The organism is Thalassobaculum sp. (assembly GCF_040219215.1).
Lineage (GTDB): Bacteria > Pseudomonadota > Alphaproteobacteria > Thalassobaculales > Thalassobaculaceae > Thalassobaculum_A.
In genome coordinates this window covers 26107-42996 of sequence record NZ_JAVJSX010000002.1, presented here as the reverse complement: position 1 = coordinate 42996, position 16890 = coordinate 26107, and the positions used below count along the sequence as shown (strand labels likewise).

General features: G+C 66.7%; 13 protein-coding genes and 1 pseudogene. 3 read left to right on the top strand and 11 right to left on the bottom strand.

What is annotated here, in order from left to right:
- The 3 genes from RIC54_RS01445 to RIC54_RS01435 all read left to right on the top strand — a co-directional run.
- On the top strand, positions 1-3358 hold a 3358-nt coding region (locus RIC54_RS01445), incomplete at its 5' end, for a beta strand repeat-containing protein (protein WP_350150443.1).
- 292 nt (positions 3359-3650) lie between these two features.
- The gene (locus RIC54_RS01440) at positions 3651-5183 is read left to right on the top strand and encodes an AMP-binding protein (protein WP_350084653.1); all 1533 of its coding nucleotides are present in this window, start codon (positions 3651-3653) and stop codon (positions 5181-5183) included.
- A gap of 89 nt (positions 5184-5272) precedes the next feature.
- Positions 5273-5914: a TetR/AcrR family transcriptional regulator gene (locus tag RIC54_RS01435; RefSeq protein ID WP_350084654.1), complete on the top strand. Its 642-nt coding sequence runs from the start codon at positions 5273-5275 to the stop codon at positions 5912-5914.
- Between the two features lie 121 nt (positions 5915-6035).
- Here the strand turns inward: RIC54_RS01435 and RIC54_RS01430 are convergent, their stop codons facing one another.
- From RIC54_RS01430 to RIC54_RS01380, 11 genes and pseudogenes are all read right to left on the bottom strand, one after another.
- Positions 6036-6821 carry a hypothetical protein gene (locus RIC54_RS01430; RefSeq protein WP_350084655.1) on the bottom strand — a complete coding sequence of 262 codons (786 nt, stop codon included), beginning with the start codon at positions 6819-6821 and terminating at the stop codon, positions 6036-6038.
- Between the two features lie 160 nt (positions 6822-6981).
- The gene (locus RIC54_RS01425; RefSeq protein WP_350084656.1) at positions 6982-7698 is read right to left on the bottom strand and encodes an ABC transporter ATP-binding protein; all 717 of its coding nucleotides are present in this window, start codon (positions 7696-7698) and stop codon (positions 6982-6984) included.
- Positions 7695-8453, bottom strand: a complete 759-nt coding sequence (locus RIC54_RS01420; protein WP_350084657.1) for an ABC transporter ATP-binding protein — start codon at positions 8451-8453, stop codon at positions 7695-7697. The genes RIC54_RS01425 and RIC54_RS01420 overlap by 4 nt, the downstream gene beginning before the upstream one ends.
- Positions 8454-8455: 2 nt before the next feature.
- A complete protein-coding gene (locus RIC54_RS01415; RefSeq protein ID WP_350084658.1) occupies positions 8456-9250 on the bottom strand; it encodes an SDR family NAD(P)-dependent oxidoreductase in 795 nt (264 codons plus the stop codon).
- Positions 9250-10263, bottom strand: a complete 1014-nt coding sequence (locus tag RIC54_RS01410; RefSeq protein WP_350084659.1) for a branched-chain amino acid ABC transporter permease — start codon at positions 10261-10263, stop codon at positions 9250-9252. The genes RIC54_RS01415 and RIC54_RS01410 overlap by 1 nt, the downstream gene beginning before the upstream one ends.
- The gene (locus tag RIC54_RS01405; protein WP_350084660.1) at positions 10260-11168 is read right to left on the bottom strand and encodes a branched-chain amino acid ABC transporter permease; all 909 of its coding nucleotides are present in this window, start codon (positions 11166-11168) and stop codon (positions 10260-10262) included. Before RIC54_RS01405 ends, RIC54_RS01410 begins: the two co-directional genes overlap by 4 nt.
- A 107-nt stretch (positions 11169-11275) precedes the next feature.
- On the bottom strand, positions 11276-12559 hold the full coding sequence (locus tag RIC54_RS01400) for an ABC transporter substrate-binding protein (protein WP_350084661.1): 1284 nt from the start codon (positions 12557-12559) through the stop codon (positions 11276-11278).
- Between the two features lie 186 nt (positions 12560-12745).
- A complete protein-coding gene (locus RIC54_RS01395) occupies positions 12746-13357 on the bottom strand; it encodes a 2-hydroxychromene-2-carboxylate isomerase (RefSeq protein ID WP_350084662.1) in 612 nt (203 codons plus the stop codon).
- Positions 13354-14958, bottom strand: coding sequence for an AMP-binding protein (locus RIC54_RS01390; protein WP_350084663.1), 1605 nt, complete (start codon positions 14956-14958; stop codon positions 13354-13356). The genes RIC54_RS01395 and RIC54_RS01390 overlap by 4 nt, the downstream gene beginning before the upstream one ends.
- A gap of 27 nt (positions 14959-14985) precedes the next feature.
- Positions 14986-16353, bottom strand: a pseudogene (locus RIC54_RS01385) (flavin-containing monooxygenase); the annotation flags it as partial.
- Between the two features lie 18 nt (positions 16354-16371).
- On the bottom strand, positions 16372-16623 hold the full coding sequence (locus tag RIC54_RS01380) for an NAD(P)-binding protein (RefSeq protein WP_350150441.1): 252 nt from the start codon (positions 16621-16623) through the stop codon (positions 16372-16374).
- Between the last annotated feature and the right edge of the window lie 267 nt (positions 16624-16890).

Genomic DNA, 16890 nt, shown 5'->3' with positions numbered 1-16890 from the left:
CACGACGATCGATGTCGTCAGGAGCGACGGCACCGCCATGGCCGGCGTCAGCTCCGGCTTTCTCGATGCCGGCGTCATCGGCAACACGGTCACCTACACGCTGACCTTCGGCAGCGCCGTCAACATCACCCAGTTCCAGATCGGGGAGTTCGCGAACAATACCGGCAGCGGCAACTACGTCTTCACCCCGAACACCGGAACCGCGGTCGTAATCGCCGACGACAGCGGGTCCCTCGCTGGTTCGGTAGCAACGCTAACCCCCACCGACTGGACCGGCGTCACCAGCTTCACCGTGTCGTACACCGGCTCCGTCAGCTATCGGATCGGCCTCGACAACATCAGCTTCACCTCCGCCGGCCCGGCGACGCCGGGCACGCCGGACCTGCTGGCGGCCAGCGACACCGGGGTGTCCAGCACCGACAACATCACCAGCAACAGCCTGCCGACCATCGCCGGCACCGCCGATGCCTCGACCTCGGTGCACATCCTGGTCGGCGGCGTCACCGTCGGAACCACCACGTCGGACGGCGGCGGTAACTGGACCTATGCCTTCACCAGCACGCTGGCGGCCGGCGCCAACAGCGTCACGGCCATCGCCGACAACGGCACGACAGAGTCGAGCGCGTCGACCGCGCTGAGCATCACGGTCGACACCACGGCACCGACGACGCTCGGCACGCCGGATCTGCTGGCGGCCAGCGACAACGGGGTGTCCAGCACCGACAACATCACCAACGCGACCACCCAGCAGTTGAGCGGTTCCGCCACCACCGGCGACATCGTCAGCATCCTGGTCGGCGGCGTCACCGTGAACAACGTGACGGCGGCCGGCGGGTCCTGGTCGTACACCCATACCCTGACGGCCGGCACCTACTCGATCACCAGTCAGGCGACCGACACCGCCGGTAACGCCGGTCCGGTGTCGACCGCACTGAGCATCACCATCGACACCACCGCGCCGACGACGCTCGGCACACCGGACCTGCTGGCGGCCAGCGATACCGGCGCGTCCAGCACCGACAACATCACCAGCTCGACCACCCAGCAGTTGAGCGGCTCCGCCACCACCGGCGACATTGTCAGCATCCTGGTCGGCGGCGTCACCGTGAACAACGTGACGGCAGCGGGCGGTTCCTGGTCGTACACCCACACCCTGACGGCAGGCACCTACTCGATCACCACCCAGGCGACCGACACCGCCGGCAATGCCGGGCCGGCGTCGACCGCGCTCAGCCTGACGGTCGACACCACGGCCCCGGCCACCGCCGGCACGCCGGATCTGCTGGCAGCCAGCGACACCGGGGTGTCCAGCACCGACAACATAACCAGCAACAACCTGCCGACATTCACCGGCACGTCCGAGGCCTCGGCGTCCGTCCACATCCTGCTCGGCGGCACCACCGTCGGAACCACCACGGCAGACGGCGGCGGCAACTGGACCTACACCTTCACCACCACGCTGGCGGCCGGCGCCAACTCCATCACGTCGGTGGCGACCGATGCCGCCGGCAACGCCGGTCCGGCGTCGACCGCGCTCAGCGTGACGGTCGGCAACGCCCCGGTGTTCTCCAGCCTGAACGGCGGGGCCACGTTCACCCAGAACGGTACCGCCGCGACCATCGACAGCGATGTCACGGTCTCGGACACCGAGTTCGCGGCCCTGAACGGCGCCAACGGCAATTTCGCGGGCGGCTCGCTGGTCATCGTGCGCAACGGCGGTGCCGTCACGTCGGATACGTTCGCCTTCAACGCTTCCGGTGGCGTGACCCAGAACGGCACCAATCTGCTGTCCGGCGGCAACACCATCGCCAGCTTCGACACCACGACCGCCGGGCAGCTGACGGTCACCTTCGCCAACAACGGCACGATCCCGACGACCGCGCTGGTCAACACGGTCCTGCAGAACATCACGTTCTCCAACGCGGCAACCGCCCAGGTGGGGACGGCCACGCTCAACTGGACATTCAGCGACGGCACGCTGACCAGCACCGGCACGAACCAGTCAACGGTGACGATCGCTGCGGCGCCCGATAACGGCGGCGGCGGCGGCGGCGGCGGCGGCAGTAGCGGCGGCGACAGCACCGGAACGATCGTGGTGACCCCGACAACGCCGACGGTGATCGCGACCAACACCTCGCAGACCATCACGAACAACGGCAGTGCGGCCGGCAGCGCAGCAATCGTCCAGAACACCGGCAACAACAGCAACCTGGTGACCGCCACCCTGCCGGCATCGGTCAGCATCACCTCCGAAGGTCCCGCAACCGCCCAGTCCGGCACCACAGCCAGCGCCACGCTGGTCACGGCCATCCAGGCCCGCGGCTCGACCGGCCAGACCGGCCTCGTCAACAACGCCGGGACCTTCCTGAACCGGTTGAGCACCACGTCGACCCTCGACATCCGAACCATCGTGCCAACGCAGTCGTCGGGGGCGACCACCAGCGACCCGATCATCATCACCGGCAGCACCGGGACCGGCCAGTCCGAGGCATTCGTCATCGACATGCGCTCAATCACCGGCAAGACCCTGCAACTCGACAACATCGAGTTCGCGTCGATCATCGGCAACGCAACGGTCAGCGGCGGGTCCGGCAACAACTACGCCACGGGCGACGACGCCAGCCAGTTCATCTCGCTCGGCGTCGGCGACGACACGCTGTTCGGCGGCGAGGGCGACGACACGGTCGCGTCCGGCGGCGGTCTCGACGAGTTGTACGGGGAAGCCGGCAACGACATGGTGATCGGCGGAGCCGAATCCGACACCGTATACGGTGGCGCCGACCAGGACGTCGTCTACGGAAACCAGGCCGCGGACGTGGTCTACGGGAACCAGGGCGTCGACACGCTGTACGGCGGACAGGACAACGACACCCTCTTCGGCGGCCAGCACCAGGACCTGTTGTACGGCAACTTCGGCGACGACGTGCTGTACGGCAACCTGGGCGGCGATACGATGTACGGCGGCCTGGGCAACGACGTGCTGTACGGCGGTGACAGCGAAGGCAGCCACCTGAGCACTGAGTCGATCGACTACCTGTTCGGCGGCCAGGGCAACGACACGCTGTATGGCGGCAAGGGTGCCGACCTGATGGCCGGCGGCGACGGCAACGACGTCGTGGTGATCCAGGCCGACGGCGGGGCGGACACGGTGTCCGACTTCGCCGGAGCGTCGGGCGACCGGATCCACATCACGGCCAACGTGAACGGCACCTCGATCGACACCTTCGCCGAACTGCAGGCCGCGGCGGCCAACAACACCGACGGCAACGCGGTCATCACGCTCGGCACCGGAAACACCCTGACACTGACCGGCGTGAACACCAGCCAACTGCAGTCCGACTGGTTCCTCTTCATCTGACGGGGGCGGCCGACCTACGGATGGATCGGGCCGGAACCGGTGGGGTCGTCGGAGCGTAAGCTCCTTCGGCCCCATCGGCTCGTCCGCGACCGGGCCGCGCCTGCACCCCTGCTGACCTCTCTTCGGATCGACTCGGCCCTCTGCCGACGGCCGTGAAAGCGTGCGGCCGCGCCGTCGGCCCGTGCACCCTCGGCACCGATGGCGCGCCGGGGGCGGGATGGGGTATCAGGACGGACGACCGCCTCCCCCACCGCCACTTTCGGGCGCCGGACGGACACGAGGAAACGGCCCGATGCAGAACCTGACGACGTTCCTGCGCTACCACGCCGACCGGCGGCCCGAGGCGCCGGCGATCCTGTACGGCGACGCCCGCATCACCTACCGCGACCTGCTGGACCGGGCGCTGCGGCTGGCCGGGTGGATGCGCGGCGAGGGTGTCGGCGAAGGCACCATCGTGGCGCTGGTGATGAAGAACAGCCCGGCGTTCCTTGAGCTGGCGTTCGCCGTCAGCCACCTGGGCGCGGTCCTGCTGCCGGTCAACTACCGGCTCGCCGCCTCGGAGGTCGCTTACATCCTCGACCACGCCGGCGCCGGCATCGTCTTCGTCGACGACGAGCTGCTGCCCGCCACGGCGGCGACGGCGGTCCGGGTGGTCCCGGTCACCGGCGCGATGCAGGCCGACATGCGCGCCGTCGCCGGCCGCGACACCGAACCCGCCCCGGCGGCGCGGCGCCAGCCGGAGGACCTGTTCCGGCTGATGTACACGTCGGGCACCACCGACCGGCCGAAGGGTGTCACCCACGACTACGCCAACATCTACTGGAAGTGCATGGACCACGTGGTCGACCTGGCGGTGACCCGCGACGACTGCCTGTGCGTGGTCGGGCCGCTGTACCACGTCGGCGCGTTCGACCTGCCCGGCCTGACCGTGCTGTGGATGGGCGGCACCCTGACGATCATCCGCGACTTCACCCCCGAGGCGGTGCTGCGCACCATCGAGCGGCACCGGGTCACCGGCATCTGGATGGCGCCGGTCATGACCAACGGCGTGCTGGCCTGCCCCGGCCGCGACCGGTGGGACGTCTCGTCCCTGCGCTGGTGCATCGCCGGCGGCGACCGCACCCCGGAATCGCGGATCCGCGAGTTCGCCGAGGCATTCCCCGGCGCCCGCTACATCGACGCCTACGGCCTGACCGAGACCTGCTCCGGCGACACGACCATGGAAGCCGGCATGGAGATCGCCAAGATCGGCTCGGTCGGCCGGCCGCTCGCCCATGTGGAGATCGAGATCCGCGACGACACGGGCGCCGCCCTGCCCGCCGGCAGCGAGGGCGAGATCTGCCTGCGCGGCGCCAAGATCACCAGGGGCTACTGGAAGGATCTGGAGCGCACGGCGGCGGCGTTCTGGCCGGACGGCTGGTTCCGCAGCGGCGACGTCGGCTACCTCGACCCCGACGGCTTCCTCTACCTCACGGACCGCAAGAAGGACCTGATCATCTCCGGCGGCGAGAACATCGCCTCGTCCGAGGTCGAGCGGGTGATCTACGAGCTGCCGCAGGTCAGCGAGGCCGCCGTGGTGGCCCGCCCGGACCCGCAGTGGGGCGAGCGCCCGGTGGCGGTCGTGGCCCTCAAGCCCGGCGGCGTCCTCGACTATCCGGCGCTGCAGGCCCACTGCCGCGCCCGCCTGGCCGGCTTCAAGGTGCCCCGGGAGCTGCACCTGGTCGATGCCCTGCCGCGCAACCCCTCCGGCAAGGTGCTCAAGCGGGTGCTGCGCGACCGCTTCCAGTCGGCGCCGCAAGCCGTGCCGCACCACCCAAAACCTTGAAATCCAACATGCCTTTGCGCGCGGATCTTGGTACACTCCCCGCTGCTGATGGGTAAGTGAAACTGCGACCAGAACAGCCCGGATCATCGATGTCGGAACTCACGCCGCTGCGTCCTGTCAAACAACGACGACTGTCCCGGGACGAAAAGGCGCGCGATACCTACAAACGCCTTCTGGAATCAGCCGCTCAAGTGGTCGGCGAGGACGGCTATGCCGACGCGTCGGTCTCGAAGATCACCCGGCTGGCCGGCGTCGCGCAGGGTACGTTCTACAACTACTTCGAAACCCGCCAGGACGTTTTGGACCGGCTGCTGCCCTACATGGGACGGCAGATGCTGGACCACATCGGCCGGTCGCTGGCCCACGACCTGACCGGCGCCGAGCGCGAGGAGGCGCGGTTCCGCGCGTTCTTCGACTACCTGAACGAGCACCCGGCGTTCTACCGGATCCTGTACGAGGCCGAGATCTTCGCCCCCGACGCCCACGACGAGCATTTCCGCATCCTGGTCGACGGCTACAAGGGCGCTCTCGGCCGGGCGGTCGAGCGCGGCGAGATCAAGGGCTACAGCGACCAGGAGCTGGAAGCGGTGATCTACATGCTGCTGTCGGCGCGCTCGTACCTCGCCATGCGCTACGTCCACGACGGCAAGGGCGGCACCGGCCCGCTGCCCGGCCACGTGATCGACGCCTACGTGAAGTTCGTGACCCGGGGGCTGTTCGCAGCGGGATAGCGGCTTTTTTGCTTAGCAGGGCTCAACCCTTAGGTTGAATAAATACAATACCTCACAATCTGATGGAGCGAGAGGCGGCTCCAGCTACCCTCCGGCCACCTTAAACCAGGGCATCGCCGATTCACTCAGGACGTTCTGGAAAGACGCTTTCCAAGAAGGCAAGCACGTAGCCCGCCTTGAGAATATAGAAAGCATTCGCACCGCCCCGTACTATAATGCCCGCGAAAAATGCGCGCGGCACTTGGTGCTCCAATTGGATGACAAATGCTGAACCTCCGCTCATACCGTCAGAGTTCGCACCAAGAGAACGCTCTGGCCGAACAGCTAGGAGCGCTTGGTCAGTCGGCTGCCCATGGGGCAGACAAATGATCTGACGACGGGCAAGACCAAGATGGTTGCCTTCGTGGAGCTCATATTTCTGATCAATGGCCGGATAACCGTTCAACAGCACACCAAGGATATGGTCGCTCGGGACGTTGGGCGGACCGACGGTCAAGTTGAAGAAGCGCTTCTTGAGCTCCGGTCGTTCCTTACAGGGCTCGGTGAAGTCAAATGCAGCGATATCGAATGCGTCAGTATCCGGTCGGGGACTGTAGGCGCGAAGTCCGCCTGAGGTGATGAAATACGCACCAGAGTCGGTGAGCATACCGACCCGTGTCTCGTCAAACCCATTCAGTTGGTGTTGAGTCGCCAGCAAAATCTCGCGACCACGGAAGCGTACGGCTGTTGCAGAGCCAATAAGTAAAACCCTGTAGGTCTGATCATCATCGTAGGCCATCAAATTAAAGGTATGGCGTGCTAGAGTACTTTCGATCAAATGCGCTGGAATTACCACGCCGTTGACGCCAACGCCGAGCTTAACGAACCGACCAAGAATAGTATCGCCGCCTTGATCCGTGTGACCCACTCGCCAACTCGCGTATCATCTCAGGTATGTCCACAGTGGTTCAAACTACCACGATCGAGTGACACCTAGTTACCATTGACATCTATCAACGAGTGGCCGCTTCAAATCCTCAGCGGACACACTACGGTTCAACAACCCAGCGCCCAAGCTCTACGTCCTCCTAAAGCGCCAAATACCGCTTGGTCACCGCCTCGTTCGCCCGCAGCCCCTTGATGGTGTCGCGGTACACGATGTGGCCCTTGTCGATCACCGCGGCGTCCTCGGAGATGCCCAGGCAGAAGTGCATGTTCTGCTCGGCCAGCACGATGGTGACACCCATGGCGCGCAGGGTGCGGATCAAGGCGGCGATCGACTGCACGATGATCGGGGCGAGGCCCTCCGACGGCTCGTCGAGCAGCAGCACCTCGGGGTTGCCCATCAGGGTGCGGGCGATGGTCAGCATCTGCTGCTCGCCGCCCGACATCAGGCCGGCGCGCCGTTCCTTCATCTGCGCCAGGATCGGGAACGCCTCGTAGACCTTGTCCAGCGTCCAGGCGTCCTGGCCGTCGGGGCCGCGCTTGGCGCCGATCAGCAGGTTGTCCTCCACGCTGTGCATCGGGAACACCTGCCGGTCCTCCGGCACGTAGCCGATGCCGGCGCGGGCGATCACGTCGGGCCGGGCGCCGGCCAGCTCGGTGGCGCCGAGCCGCACGCTGCCCTTGCGCGGCCGGGCGATCCCGGCGATCGCCTTCAGGGTCGTGCTCTTGCCCGCACCGTTGCGGCCCAGCAGGGCCAGGGTGCGGCCGCGGCCGATCTCCAGGTCGACCCCGAACAGGATCTTGGAGGCGCCGTAGAACACATCGATGCCCTGGACGGTCAGGATCGTGTCCGTGGTCATGCCGGTACCTCCTCCGGTGTCTCGGTACCGAGGTAGGCCTCGATGACTTCGGGATTGCTGCGAATGTCATCGGCCGAGCCGGTGGCCAGCACCGAGCCGTAGCGCAGGACGTGGATGGTCTCGGCGACCTCGAAGACGATGTCCATGTCATGCTCGATGAAGATCAGGGTCATGCGCCCCTGCTCCCACAGCCGGCGCACCGTCGCGATCATCTGCCAGCGCTCCTCCGGTCCCATGCCGGCGGTCGGCTCGTCCAGCAGCAGCACCCGCGGCTCCAGCGCCAGGGCCAGGCCGATGTCCAGCAGCTTCTGGTCGCCGTGCGAGATGTTCGAGCACAGCAGCCGGGCGACCGGCGCCATGCCGAGCAGATCGATCAGCTCGCCGGCCCGCTCCCGCACCGAGCGCGGCGGAAACGCGGTCAGCAGGCTTTCCGACATGTGGACGTGCGAGGCGACCGCCGCCATCAGCGATTGCTCGACCGTCAGGGTCGGGAAGATGCTGGCGACCTGGAACGCCCGGCCGATGCCCTTGCGCACGATCCCGGCGGGCGCCATGCCGGCGATGTCGTCGTCGGCCAGCAGGATGCGCCCGCTGTCGGGCACCAGGTGACCGGTGATCAGGTTGAACAGCGTGGTCTTGCCGGCACCGTTCGGGCCGATGACCGCGCTCAGCGAGTCGGTCGGAAAGTTCAGCGACACGTCGTTGGTGGCGACCACGCCGCCGAACGACTTCACCACGTTTTCCAGGCGCAGCATGCTCACGCCCCCCGCTGGCGGACGCCGCCGTAGGGGTGCCAGGACCCGGCGCAGAAATAGCCGACGTCGACCGGCATCGCGATGCCGGTGACGGCCGACGCCTCGTCGGACGCCAGGAACGCCACCGCCTTGGCGATCTCCTCCGGCTCGACCATCCGGCCGAGGGCGGAGTTCTCCTCCAACAGCGACGGGTCGCGGTAGCCGCGGTCGATCTGGTCCTGCAGCGCCGGGGTGCGGGTGTAGCCCGGCTCCACCGTGTTCACCCGGATGCCGGCCCGGCCCCATTCCGACGCCAGCCCCATGGTCAGGTTGGTCACCGCCGCCTTGCTGGGCGCGTAGGCGTGCAGCGGCACCGACCGTTCGGCGGTCACCGAGCTGATCGTGACGATCGACCCGGCCCGGCGCTTCAGCATGTGCGCCGCATAGGCTTTCGCGGTCAGGTAGGTGCCGCGCAGGTTCACCGCGATGACGTTGTCGAACAGCTCCAGCGGCAGGTCCTCCGGCGGGTGCGGCGGCTGGACGATGCCGGCGGAGGTGACGAGGATGGCGGTCGGGCCGACCTCCTTCTCGGTGCGGTCGGCGAGCGCCTGCACCGCGTCGGCGTCGCGGACGTCGATGGCGAACGCCACGCCGCCGACTTCCCCGGCCACCCGCTCGGCCGCCTTCCCGTTCAGGTCGGCCACCACCAGCCGGGCGCCACGCGCCGCCATCAGGCGCACGCAGGCCTCGCCGATGCCGCTCGCGCCGCCGGTCACGACCGCGATGCGGCCCTCCAGGGATCCTACGGTCGTATTCATCACTGCTGACTTTCCCGGTTCTCGGCCGCGAGCTTCGCCTGCTGCCGTTCCACCCACCAATCCTTCGCGAAATCGAGCACGCCGCGGCGCAGCCCCAGCACCACGAACAGGATCACCAGGCCGATCACGATCTCGGTGTGGCTGGTGTACATCTGGACCACGTCGTTGAGGATCCGCAGGGCCACCGCACCCAGCAGCGGCCCGAGGAACACGTTCAGCCCGCCCAGCATGATCATGAAGATCGCCTCGCCGGACTGCGCCCAGAACGCCCACTCCGGATAGGCGCCGGAAGTGAACAGCGCCAGGATGACGCCGCCGACGCCGGCGATCGATGACGACACCACGAAGCAGATCAGCTTGACCCGGGTCACGTTCACGCCGAGGAACGCCGCGCGCTGGGCGTTGTCGCGGATCATCCGCAGGGTGTAGCCGAACGGGCTCTCGGTGACGATCCGCATGATCAGCATGCAGAACACGAAGATCACCGCGCAGAACGCGTAGCGGTGATAGGGATCGGCCAGGTCGACCCCGAGGAACACCGGGCGCGGGATGCCGCCCATCAACCCCTGGTCGCCGCCGGTCAGCGCCACCCAGCTCAGGATCACGCTGTACAGGAACATCTGGAACGCCAGCGTCAGGAACGCGAAGTAGATCTCGGTCAGCCGCACGCAGATCGCGCCGATCACCAGGGCGTACAGCGCGGTGCCGGCGACCGCCGCCAGCAGCGCCACCGGCACCGAACCCTGGCCGAGGGTCGCGGTGAAGTCGCCCCACTGCAGCAGCAGGCCGAAGATGTAGCCGCCGAACGCGAAGAACGCCGCGTGGCCGAACGACACCAGGCCGGTGTAGCCGATCAGCAGGTTGAGCGACATCGCCAGCAGCCCGATCGCGAAGATCGAGGTCAGAAAGTCGCGCGGCCAGGCACTGTCGATCCCGAAGCCGATGGCCAGAAGCACGGCAAGGGCGCCGAGCGCGAGCAGGACGTCGCGCCGGAATTCACGGAACAGGCTCATCGCAGCGTCCCCTGGCCGAGCAGACCGGTCGGTCGGAAGATCAGGACCAGGGCCATGATCATGAACATGGCGCCGTCCACGAACAGCGGGAACCCGACGCTGCCGATCGAGCGGGTCAGGCCCAGGATGATCGCCGCCAGGAAGGCCCCGGGGATCGAGCCCATGCCGCCGATCACGGTGACGATGAAGCTTTCCACCAGGATGCCCAGGCCCATGCCGGGAGTCAGCGAGCGCACCGGTGCCGCCAGCGCGCCGGCGACGCCGGCCAGCGCACAGCCCAGCCCGAACAGCAGGGCGAAGTAGATGTTCACCCGGATGCCCAGCGCCGAGACCATCGGGGCGTTGTGGGCGGCGGCGCGGACGATCTTGCCGAACCGGGTCTTGGTGACGATCAGCAGCGAACCGATGCCGATGATCACCGCCATGGCGACCAGGAACAGGTAGAACGGCGGCACGAACCCGCCGGCCAGCCGATATGGCGGCAGCCGGAACTCCGCCGGGATGCCCATCGCCAGATACTCCGCGCCCCAGACGATCTTCACCAGGTCGTCGATGATCAGGATGAACGCGTAGCAGACCAGCAGCTGCATCAGCAGGTTCTGGCCGTACACCCGGCTGATGATGAAGCGCTCGAACACGATGCCGCTGATCGCAGCGCCCAGGGCGCCGGCGGCGGCGGCCAGGAAGTAGTTGCCGGTGACCTGGTACACCGTGAACGCGAAATAAGCGCCCAGCATGTAGAAGCTGCCATGGGCGAAATTGATGACGTGCAGCACGCCGAAGATCAGCGTGACCCCGGAGGCCACCAGGAACAGCAGCATGCCGATGATCAGCCCGCTGGTCGTCTGGTTGACCAGGCAGGCGGGCGTCGACAGGCAGGCCGATAGCGCGTCGAGTTCAAGCATGAGGATCGATCCGGTGGTCACGGAGAGGACGGCGCCGGAGATCCGGCACCGCCCGGGACGTGGGACGGGGCGGCTGCAGCCAGCACGCCCCGCCGTTGAACGCAACCTCAGAGGTAGTTGTTCCGCTTCTTCCAGTCTTCCTCGTGCTTGTAGATCTCGGCCCAGTCGGTCTGGGTGAAGCCGACGATGTACGGCTCCTTGGCGATCGTCTTGCCGTAGCCGACCATGTAGTTGACCAGGGTGTGGTCGGCCGCGCGCATGGTCAGCTTGCCGCCGACGCCGAACGGCGAGTCGATGGTGCGCCCGGCGGTCGCCGCCGCCATCTTCTCGGCATCGGTGTTGCCGCCGGTCTCCTGCAGCGCCGCCACGATGAAGTCCATGCCGGTCGCGTTCTCCCAGCTCCAGTTGGTCGGCAGGACCTTGGAGTTGGCGATGAACTCCTCGTACCACGCCTCGTTCTCGGCGGTGTCCGGGATGTCCTTGTGGTAGCGGCTGCCGGAGTGCACGCCCTCGGGTCGGCTCTTGATCGCCGTGATCACCGGGTAGTCGCCGAGATTGACCGCGAACGCCTGGAACTGGTCGAACAGGCCGTACAGGCTGGCCTGGTCGAAGAACGCCACCAGGTCGCCACCCCACAGCGCCGAGTACACGGCCTGCGGCTGGGCGTTCAGCAGCGCCGTCACGTTCTCGGTGTAATCCGGCTGGAAGATCTTCGGCCAGGTCTGCTCGACGATCTCCACGTCGGGCGCGAAGATCTTGACGTACTCCATGAACTCCTTGGTGTTGTCGCGGCCATAGGCATAGTCCGGCGACACCGTGGCCCACTTCTTCAGGCCCTTCTCCTTCGACACCTTGGCGGCATAGAGCCCACCGCCGACGGCGTCATGGATGCCCTGGCGCGCGGTCCGGAACACCCACGGCACCCGGTTCTTCGGATCCGCGGTCAGCGACGAGGTCTCGGAGTTGGTATGGATGCAGAACTTCTTGACGTCGCGAACCACCTCGTTGACCGCGAACGAGGCACTCGACGCCTCGGCGTCCAGGATGATCTCGCAGCCTTCGTTGTTCACCAGGTCGCGGGTCATGCGGGCCGCTTCGTCCGGCTTGCCGCGGGAGTCGCGCACCACCAGCTCGAGCATGCGGCCGTCGATGCCGCCGGCCTTGTTGACCCGCCGGACCGTGACCATGGCGGCGTCAACCGACGACTCGCCCAGGATCGCCACCCGGCCGGACATGATCGTCGGCATGCCGATCTTGATCGGCTTGCCGGCAGCCTTCAGGTACGCCGGAAAGCCGGTGATCGCGGTGCCCAATGCCGCGGCGCCGACCGCGCCCTTGAGAACGGTGCGCCGGTCGATGCCCTGACGCAGGCCTGTGCTTGTCTTCTTCATTGCGCTCCTCGCTGGGTTGCATGCCTCGCCATGGCGTCGATTTCGGCCGGCACGTCATTTTGTTCGTATGAATTCGATCGTCGGGAGTCTGGTGACCCGGCCGCTCGGCTGTCAAGGTAAATGAACTCTGACTCATTGGTCATTTACACTTCTCTCGTGCCTGCGGTTCACCTTCCGCCTTCGCCGTTACTCCGACGCCGCTGCGGCTCGCGATTCCGCGATCCGTTCGCGCAGCAGATCGATGCGATCACCGCCCCAGAACAGTTCGCCCTCGAACACAAAGGTCGGCACGCCGAACACGCCCATCGCCTCGGCTTCGGTCACGATCGCATCCTGTTCCGCCCGGCCCGGCCCCTCAGCGTACGCTTCGAACGCCGCCGGGTCGCCGCCGACCGACCCGATCAGCGCGGACACCTCCGACAGCACGTCGATGTCCAGTTCGCGCTTCCAGAACGTCTCGAACACCGTGTCGTGATAGGGCCGAAAGATCCCGGTTCGCTGGGCGAAGACCATGCCGGCGCTGGCGTAATAGCCGTCGTAGACCCGTTTCGGCCCCTTCAGCGTCAGGCCCTGCTTGTTGGCGTAGCGCCGGGCGTCCATGTACGAGTAGCGGACCCGCCGCCAGGAGTGCTCGGTACGCTCTTCCACCGACCCCAGGTACTCGGAGATCCTCAGGGTGTAGGGCAGCCACTCGAGCTCGAGGTCGAGCGCCTCGGCCAGTTCATAGGTCGGCTTGACCGCGATGAAGGCATAAGGGCTCTTGTAGTCGGTATAGACCCGCACGACGGGCTTGCTCATAAGGTGTGTTCCTTTGTCTGACGGTCCCGGTCCCAGCACTCCGGTGTCAAACCGGTGCTGCGCAGCACGTGCTTCTCGACTTTCGCGGTCGGGGTTTTGGGCAACTCGTCGATCACCCGGATGAACCGCGGGAGCATGAAGCGCGCCAGTCGCGGCTCCAGATGGGCGATGATCGCGGCCGGATCGATGGTCCGCCCCGGCACCGGTGCAAGGACGGCGAGCACCTCGTCCTCGGTGTACTCGCTGGGCACCGCGACCACGGCGGCCTCGCGCACGTCGGGATGGGAAAGGATCTCCAGTTCCACCTCGTAGGACGAGATGTTTTCCCCGCGGCGGCGGATCGCGTCCTTCAGCCGGTCCACGAACGCATAGTCGCCATCGGCGTCGCGTACGAACACATCGCCGGTGTGGAACCAGCCGTTGCGCCACGCCGCCGCCGTCGCCTCGGGCCGGCCGTGATAGCCGTGGGTCATGGTCCAGGGCATGTCGGTGCGGATGACCAGTTCGCCGGGCGTACCGTCCGGCACCCGGCAGTCGTGCTGGTCGACCAACCGGACGTCGACCCCAGGGCGCGGGCGGCCGCAGATGTTGGGCTTGGCCGGGTTGGCGCCGGAGATCAGCGGCGTGCTGATCTCCGTCATGTTGAACAGCGTGAACACGTCGACCCCGAACCGCTGCCGAAACGGCGGCCCCGCCTGGTCGAGCGGCACGATCATCACCGCGCGCAACGGATGCCGTCCATCGTCCTCGGACGGCGGCTGCTTCAGCAGGAAGGTCGCCATCGCCCCAAGCAGGAACACCGAGGTCACCTCGAGGCGCCGGACCGTCGACCAGAAACGGTCGGTGCGAAACCGGTCGACGACCGCGACCGATGCACCGACGCACAACGCCATGCTGGCGATGAAGGCGCCGCCGATGTGAAAGATCGGCATGTGCAGCAGGTGCCGGTCGTCCGCCCTGGTGCAGGTCCAGGTAGCAGGATTCATCGCGGTGTAGCTGTGCAGGTAGGATGACAGCACGCCTTTCGACCGCCCGGTGGTACCGGAGGTGAAGATGATCGACTGGGTATCCCAGGGCTGGATCGGCCGCTCCAGCGGCCCCAGCTCGGCAGACGGGTCGAGCAGGACCTTCTGATCGTGGATCTCGATCGCCGCCGACGTGCGCGACGGCAGGTCATCGCCGGCCACCACGATGCGCTTCACCGGGCCGGTTGGAACTGCCAGCACCTGATCGAGCACCTCGGAATGAACAACTGCCAACGCGGCGCCGGCATCCGAGATCACATGCTCCAGCAGGGCGCCTCGATAGGCCGTGTTCACCGGAACCATGACGGCGCCGATATAGTTGGCGGCGAACATGGCCTGCAGGCCGAGGGCGCCGTTCGGCAGCATGATCAGCACGCGGTCGCCCTGCCGGACGCCGAGCCGCTGCAGTCCGGCCGCCATGGTCCGTACGGCCGCCAGGGCGTCGGCGAAGCTCCACCGCCCGCCATCGTCGAATACCGCAAAGATATCGGCGCCCCGCGTCTGGGCGTGACGCTCCAGCGCGTATCGCAGTACGCACGCGTCGACGGGTCGCAGTGGTTGGGTGCTGTCCGGCATCCGGCGGTCCCTTGGCTGGACCTCTTCCTATCGGCTCAGGACGAACCCTTCATAACCCTTGGCCGCCACATCGTTGCAGATGCCGCGGTAGCGCGCCATGCCGCCGGCGTAGGGCATGAACACCCGCGGCTTACCGGGGACGTTGGCCCCCAGATACCAGGAATGGTTGGCCAGCGGCAGCAGCGTGGCATTGGCCGCGGCGTTCACTTCGTCGACCCATTGGTCCGCGGCGTCGGCCGAGGCTTCGATCCGCTTCACACCGCTGGCGCGCAGGTGCGCGATGCAGTCGGTGATCCACTCGACGTGCTGTTCGATCGCCACCGGCATGTTGCACAGCACCGACGGGCTGCCCGGCCCGGTGACCGTGAACAGGTTCGGGAAGCCTGCCACCTGCAGGCCCAGATAGGTGCGCGGCCCGGCGCTCCAGGTGTCCTTGAGCGACTGGCCGTCCCGCCCGGTGATGTCGATGCTGAGCAACGGGCCGGTCATCGCGTCGAAACCGGTCGCGAACACGATGACGTCCAGATCGTAGGACGCCCCGTCGCGGGTGACGATACCGGTCGGGGTGATGCGCTCGATCGGCGCCGCCCGCACGTCGACCAGCGACACGTTCGGGCGGTTGTAGGTGCCGAAGTAGTTGCTGTCGATCGGCGGCCGCTTGGTGGCGAACGGATGGTCGATGTCCGACAGTTTCGCCGCGGTCTGCGGATCCTTGACGATCTCGCGGATCTTGCGCTTCAGGAAGTCGGCGGCCGTGTCGTTCGCCGCCTTGTCGACCAGAAGGTCACGGAAGCTGGCCCGGAACTGCAGCCCGCCCTTGGCCCAGGCCGCCTCGTACACCGCCTCGCGCTGCTCCGGCGTCAGGTCGTGGGCCGAGCGGTCCTCAATCGCGAACGGATGGCCGTTGGCGGTGGAGTGCATCAGCTCGCGGATCGCCGGATGGTTCTCCTTCACGTACCGCTTGAACTCGGGCTTAAGCGGCGCGTTGTGGGCCGGGATGCTGTAGTTCGCCGTGCGCTGGAACACCGTCAGGTGCTTGGCGGTCTCGGCGATCACCGGGACCGCCTGGATGCCGGTGGAGCCGGTGCCGATTTGGCCGACCCGCTTGCCGGCGAAGTCCACCCCGCCATGCGGCCACAGGCCGGTGTGGTACCACTCGCCCTTGAAGTCCTCGAGCCCTGGGATCTTCGGGATATTGGTGGACGACAGGCAGCCGACCGCGGTGATCAGGTAGGTTGCGGAGTATCGCTCGCCCGCCTCGGTTTCCACCGTCCAGCGGTTCGCCGCATCGTCGAAGCGGGCGGTGGTCACCCGGGTACCGAACCGGATGTCACGGCGCAGGTCGAACCGGTCGGTCACGTGGTTCAGGTAGCGCATGATCTCCGGCTGTTCCGGATAGCGCTCCGACCACTCTTACTCCTCCAACAGTTCCTTGGAGAAGGTGTAGCAGTAGGAGTGACTCTCCGAATCGCAGCGCGCACCGGGGTAGCGGTTCCAGTACCAGGTGCCGCCAACCCCGTCGCCGGCCTCGAGGACCTGAGCGGACAAACCCAGACGATCGCGCAGGCAATACAGCTGATACAGGCCCGAGAAGCCCGCACCGATGATCAGCGCGTCAAAGTCGGCGGCAGGCGTGGTGCCACTCACGGTCGATCCAAGGGTCATATCCGGCAGCGCTCCATTCGAACAAAAATGACTTATGAACCATTATTCATTTTTATCGCAAACCTCCGCCTGCGTCGACTCATAATGCAGTCACGGGGCAAAACACCACGCCCACCGGCATCGCGGCCCTCTCCCCGCGATTCGGGCTATAGAGGTCTGGCCTGTATCAGGCGGCTGCCAGCGGTTCCGTGGATATCGCGACCTGCTTCCAAGCCGGGTTCCATGGCCGTGCTGCGGACACCAAGAAGCCCACTAAACCGTTGGTCT

Excerpts from the sequence above, each read along its gene's own strand:
- RIC54_RS01440 (WP_350084653.1), top strand. The coding sequence starts at position 3,651 with ATGCAGAACCTGACGACGTTCCTGCGCTACCACGCCGACCGGCGGCCC.
- RIC54_RS01435 (WP_350084654.1), top strand. The coding sequence starts at position 5,273 with ATGTCGGAACTCACGCCGCTGCGTCCTGTCAAACAACGACGACTGTCC.
- RIC54_RS01425 (WP_350084656.1), bottom strand. The coding sequence starts at position 7,698 with ATGACCACGGACACGATCCTGACCGTCCAGGGCATCGATGTGTTCTAC.
- RIC54_RS01420 (WP_350084657.1), bottom strand. The coding sequence starts at position 8,453 with ATGCTGCGCCTGGAAAACGTGGTGAAGTCGTTCGGCGGCGTGGTCGCC.
- RIC54_RS01415 (WP_350084658.1), bottom strand. The coding sequence starts at position 9,250 with ATGAATACGACCGTAGGATCCCTGGAGGGCCGCATCGCGGTCGTGACC.
- RIC54_RS01410 (WP_350084659.1), bottom strand. The coding sequence starts at position 10,263 with ATGAGCCTGTTCCGTGAATTCCGGCGCGACGTCCTGCTCGCGCTCGGC.
- RIC54_RS01405 (WP_350084660.1), bottom strand. The coding sequence starts at position 11,168 with ATGCTTGAACTCGACGCGCTATCGGCCTGCCTGTCGACGCCCGCCTGC.
- RIC54_RS01400 (WP_350084661.1), bottom strand. The coding sequence starts at position 12,559 with ATGAAGAAGACAAGCACAGGCCTGCGTCAGGGCATCGACCGGCGCACC.
- RIC54_RS01395 (WP_350084662.1), bottom strand. The coding sequence starts at position 13,357 with ATGAGCAAGCCCGTCGTGCGGGTCTATACCGACTACAAGAGCCCTTAT.
- RIC54_RS01390 (WP_350084663.1), bottom strand. The coding sequence starts at position 14,958 with ATGCCGGACAGCACCCAACCACTGCGACCCGTCGACGCGTGCGTACTG.
- RIC54_RS01380 (WP_350150441.1), bottom strand. The coding sequence starts at position 16,623 with ATGACCCTTGGATCGACCGTGAGTGGCACCACGCCTGCCGCCGACTTT.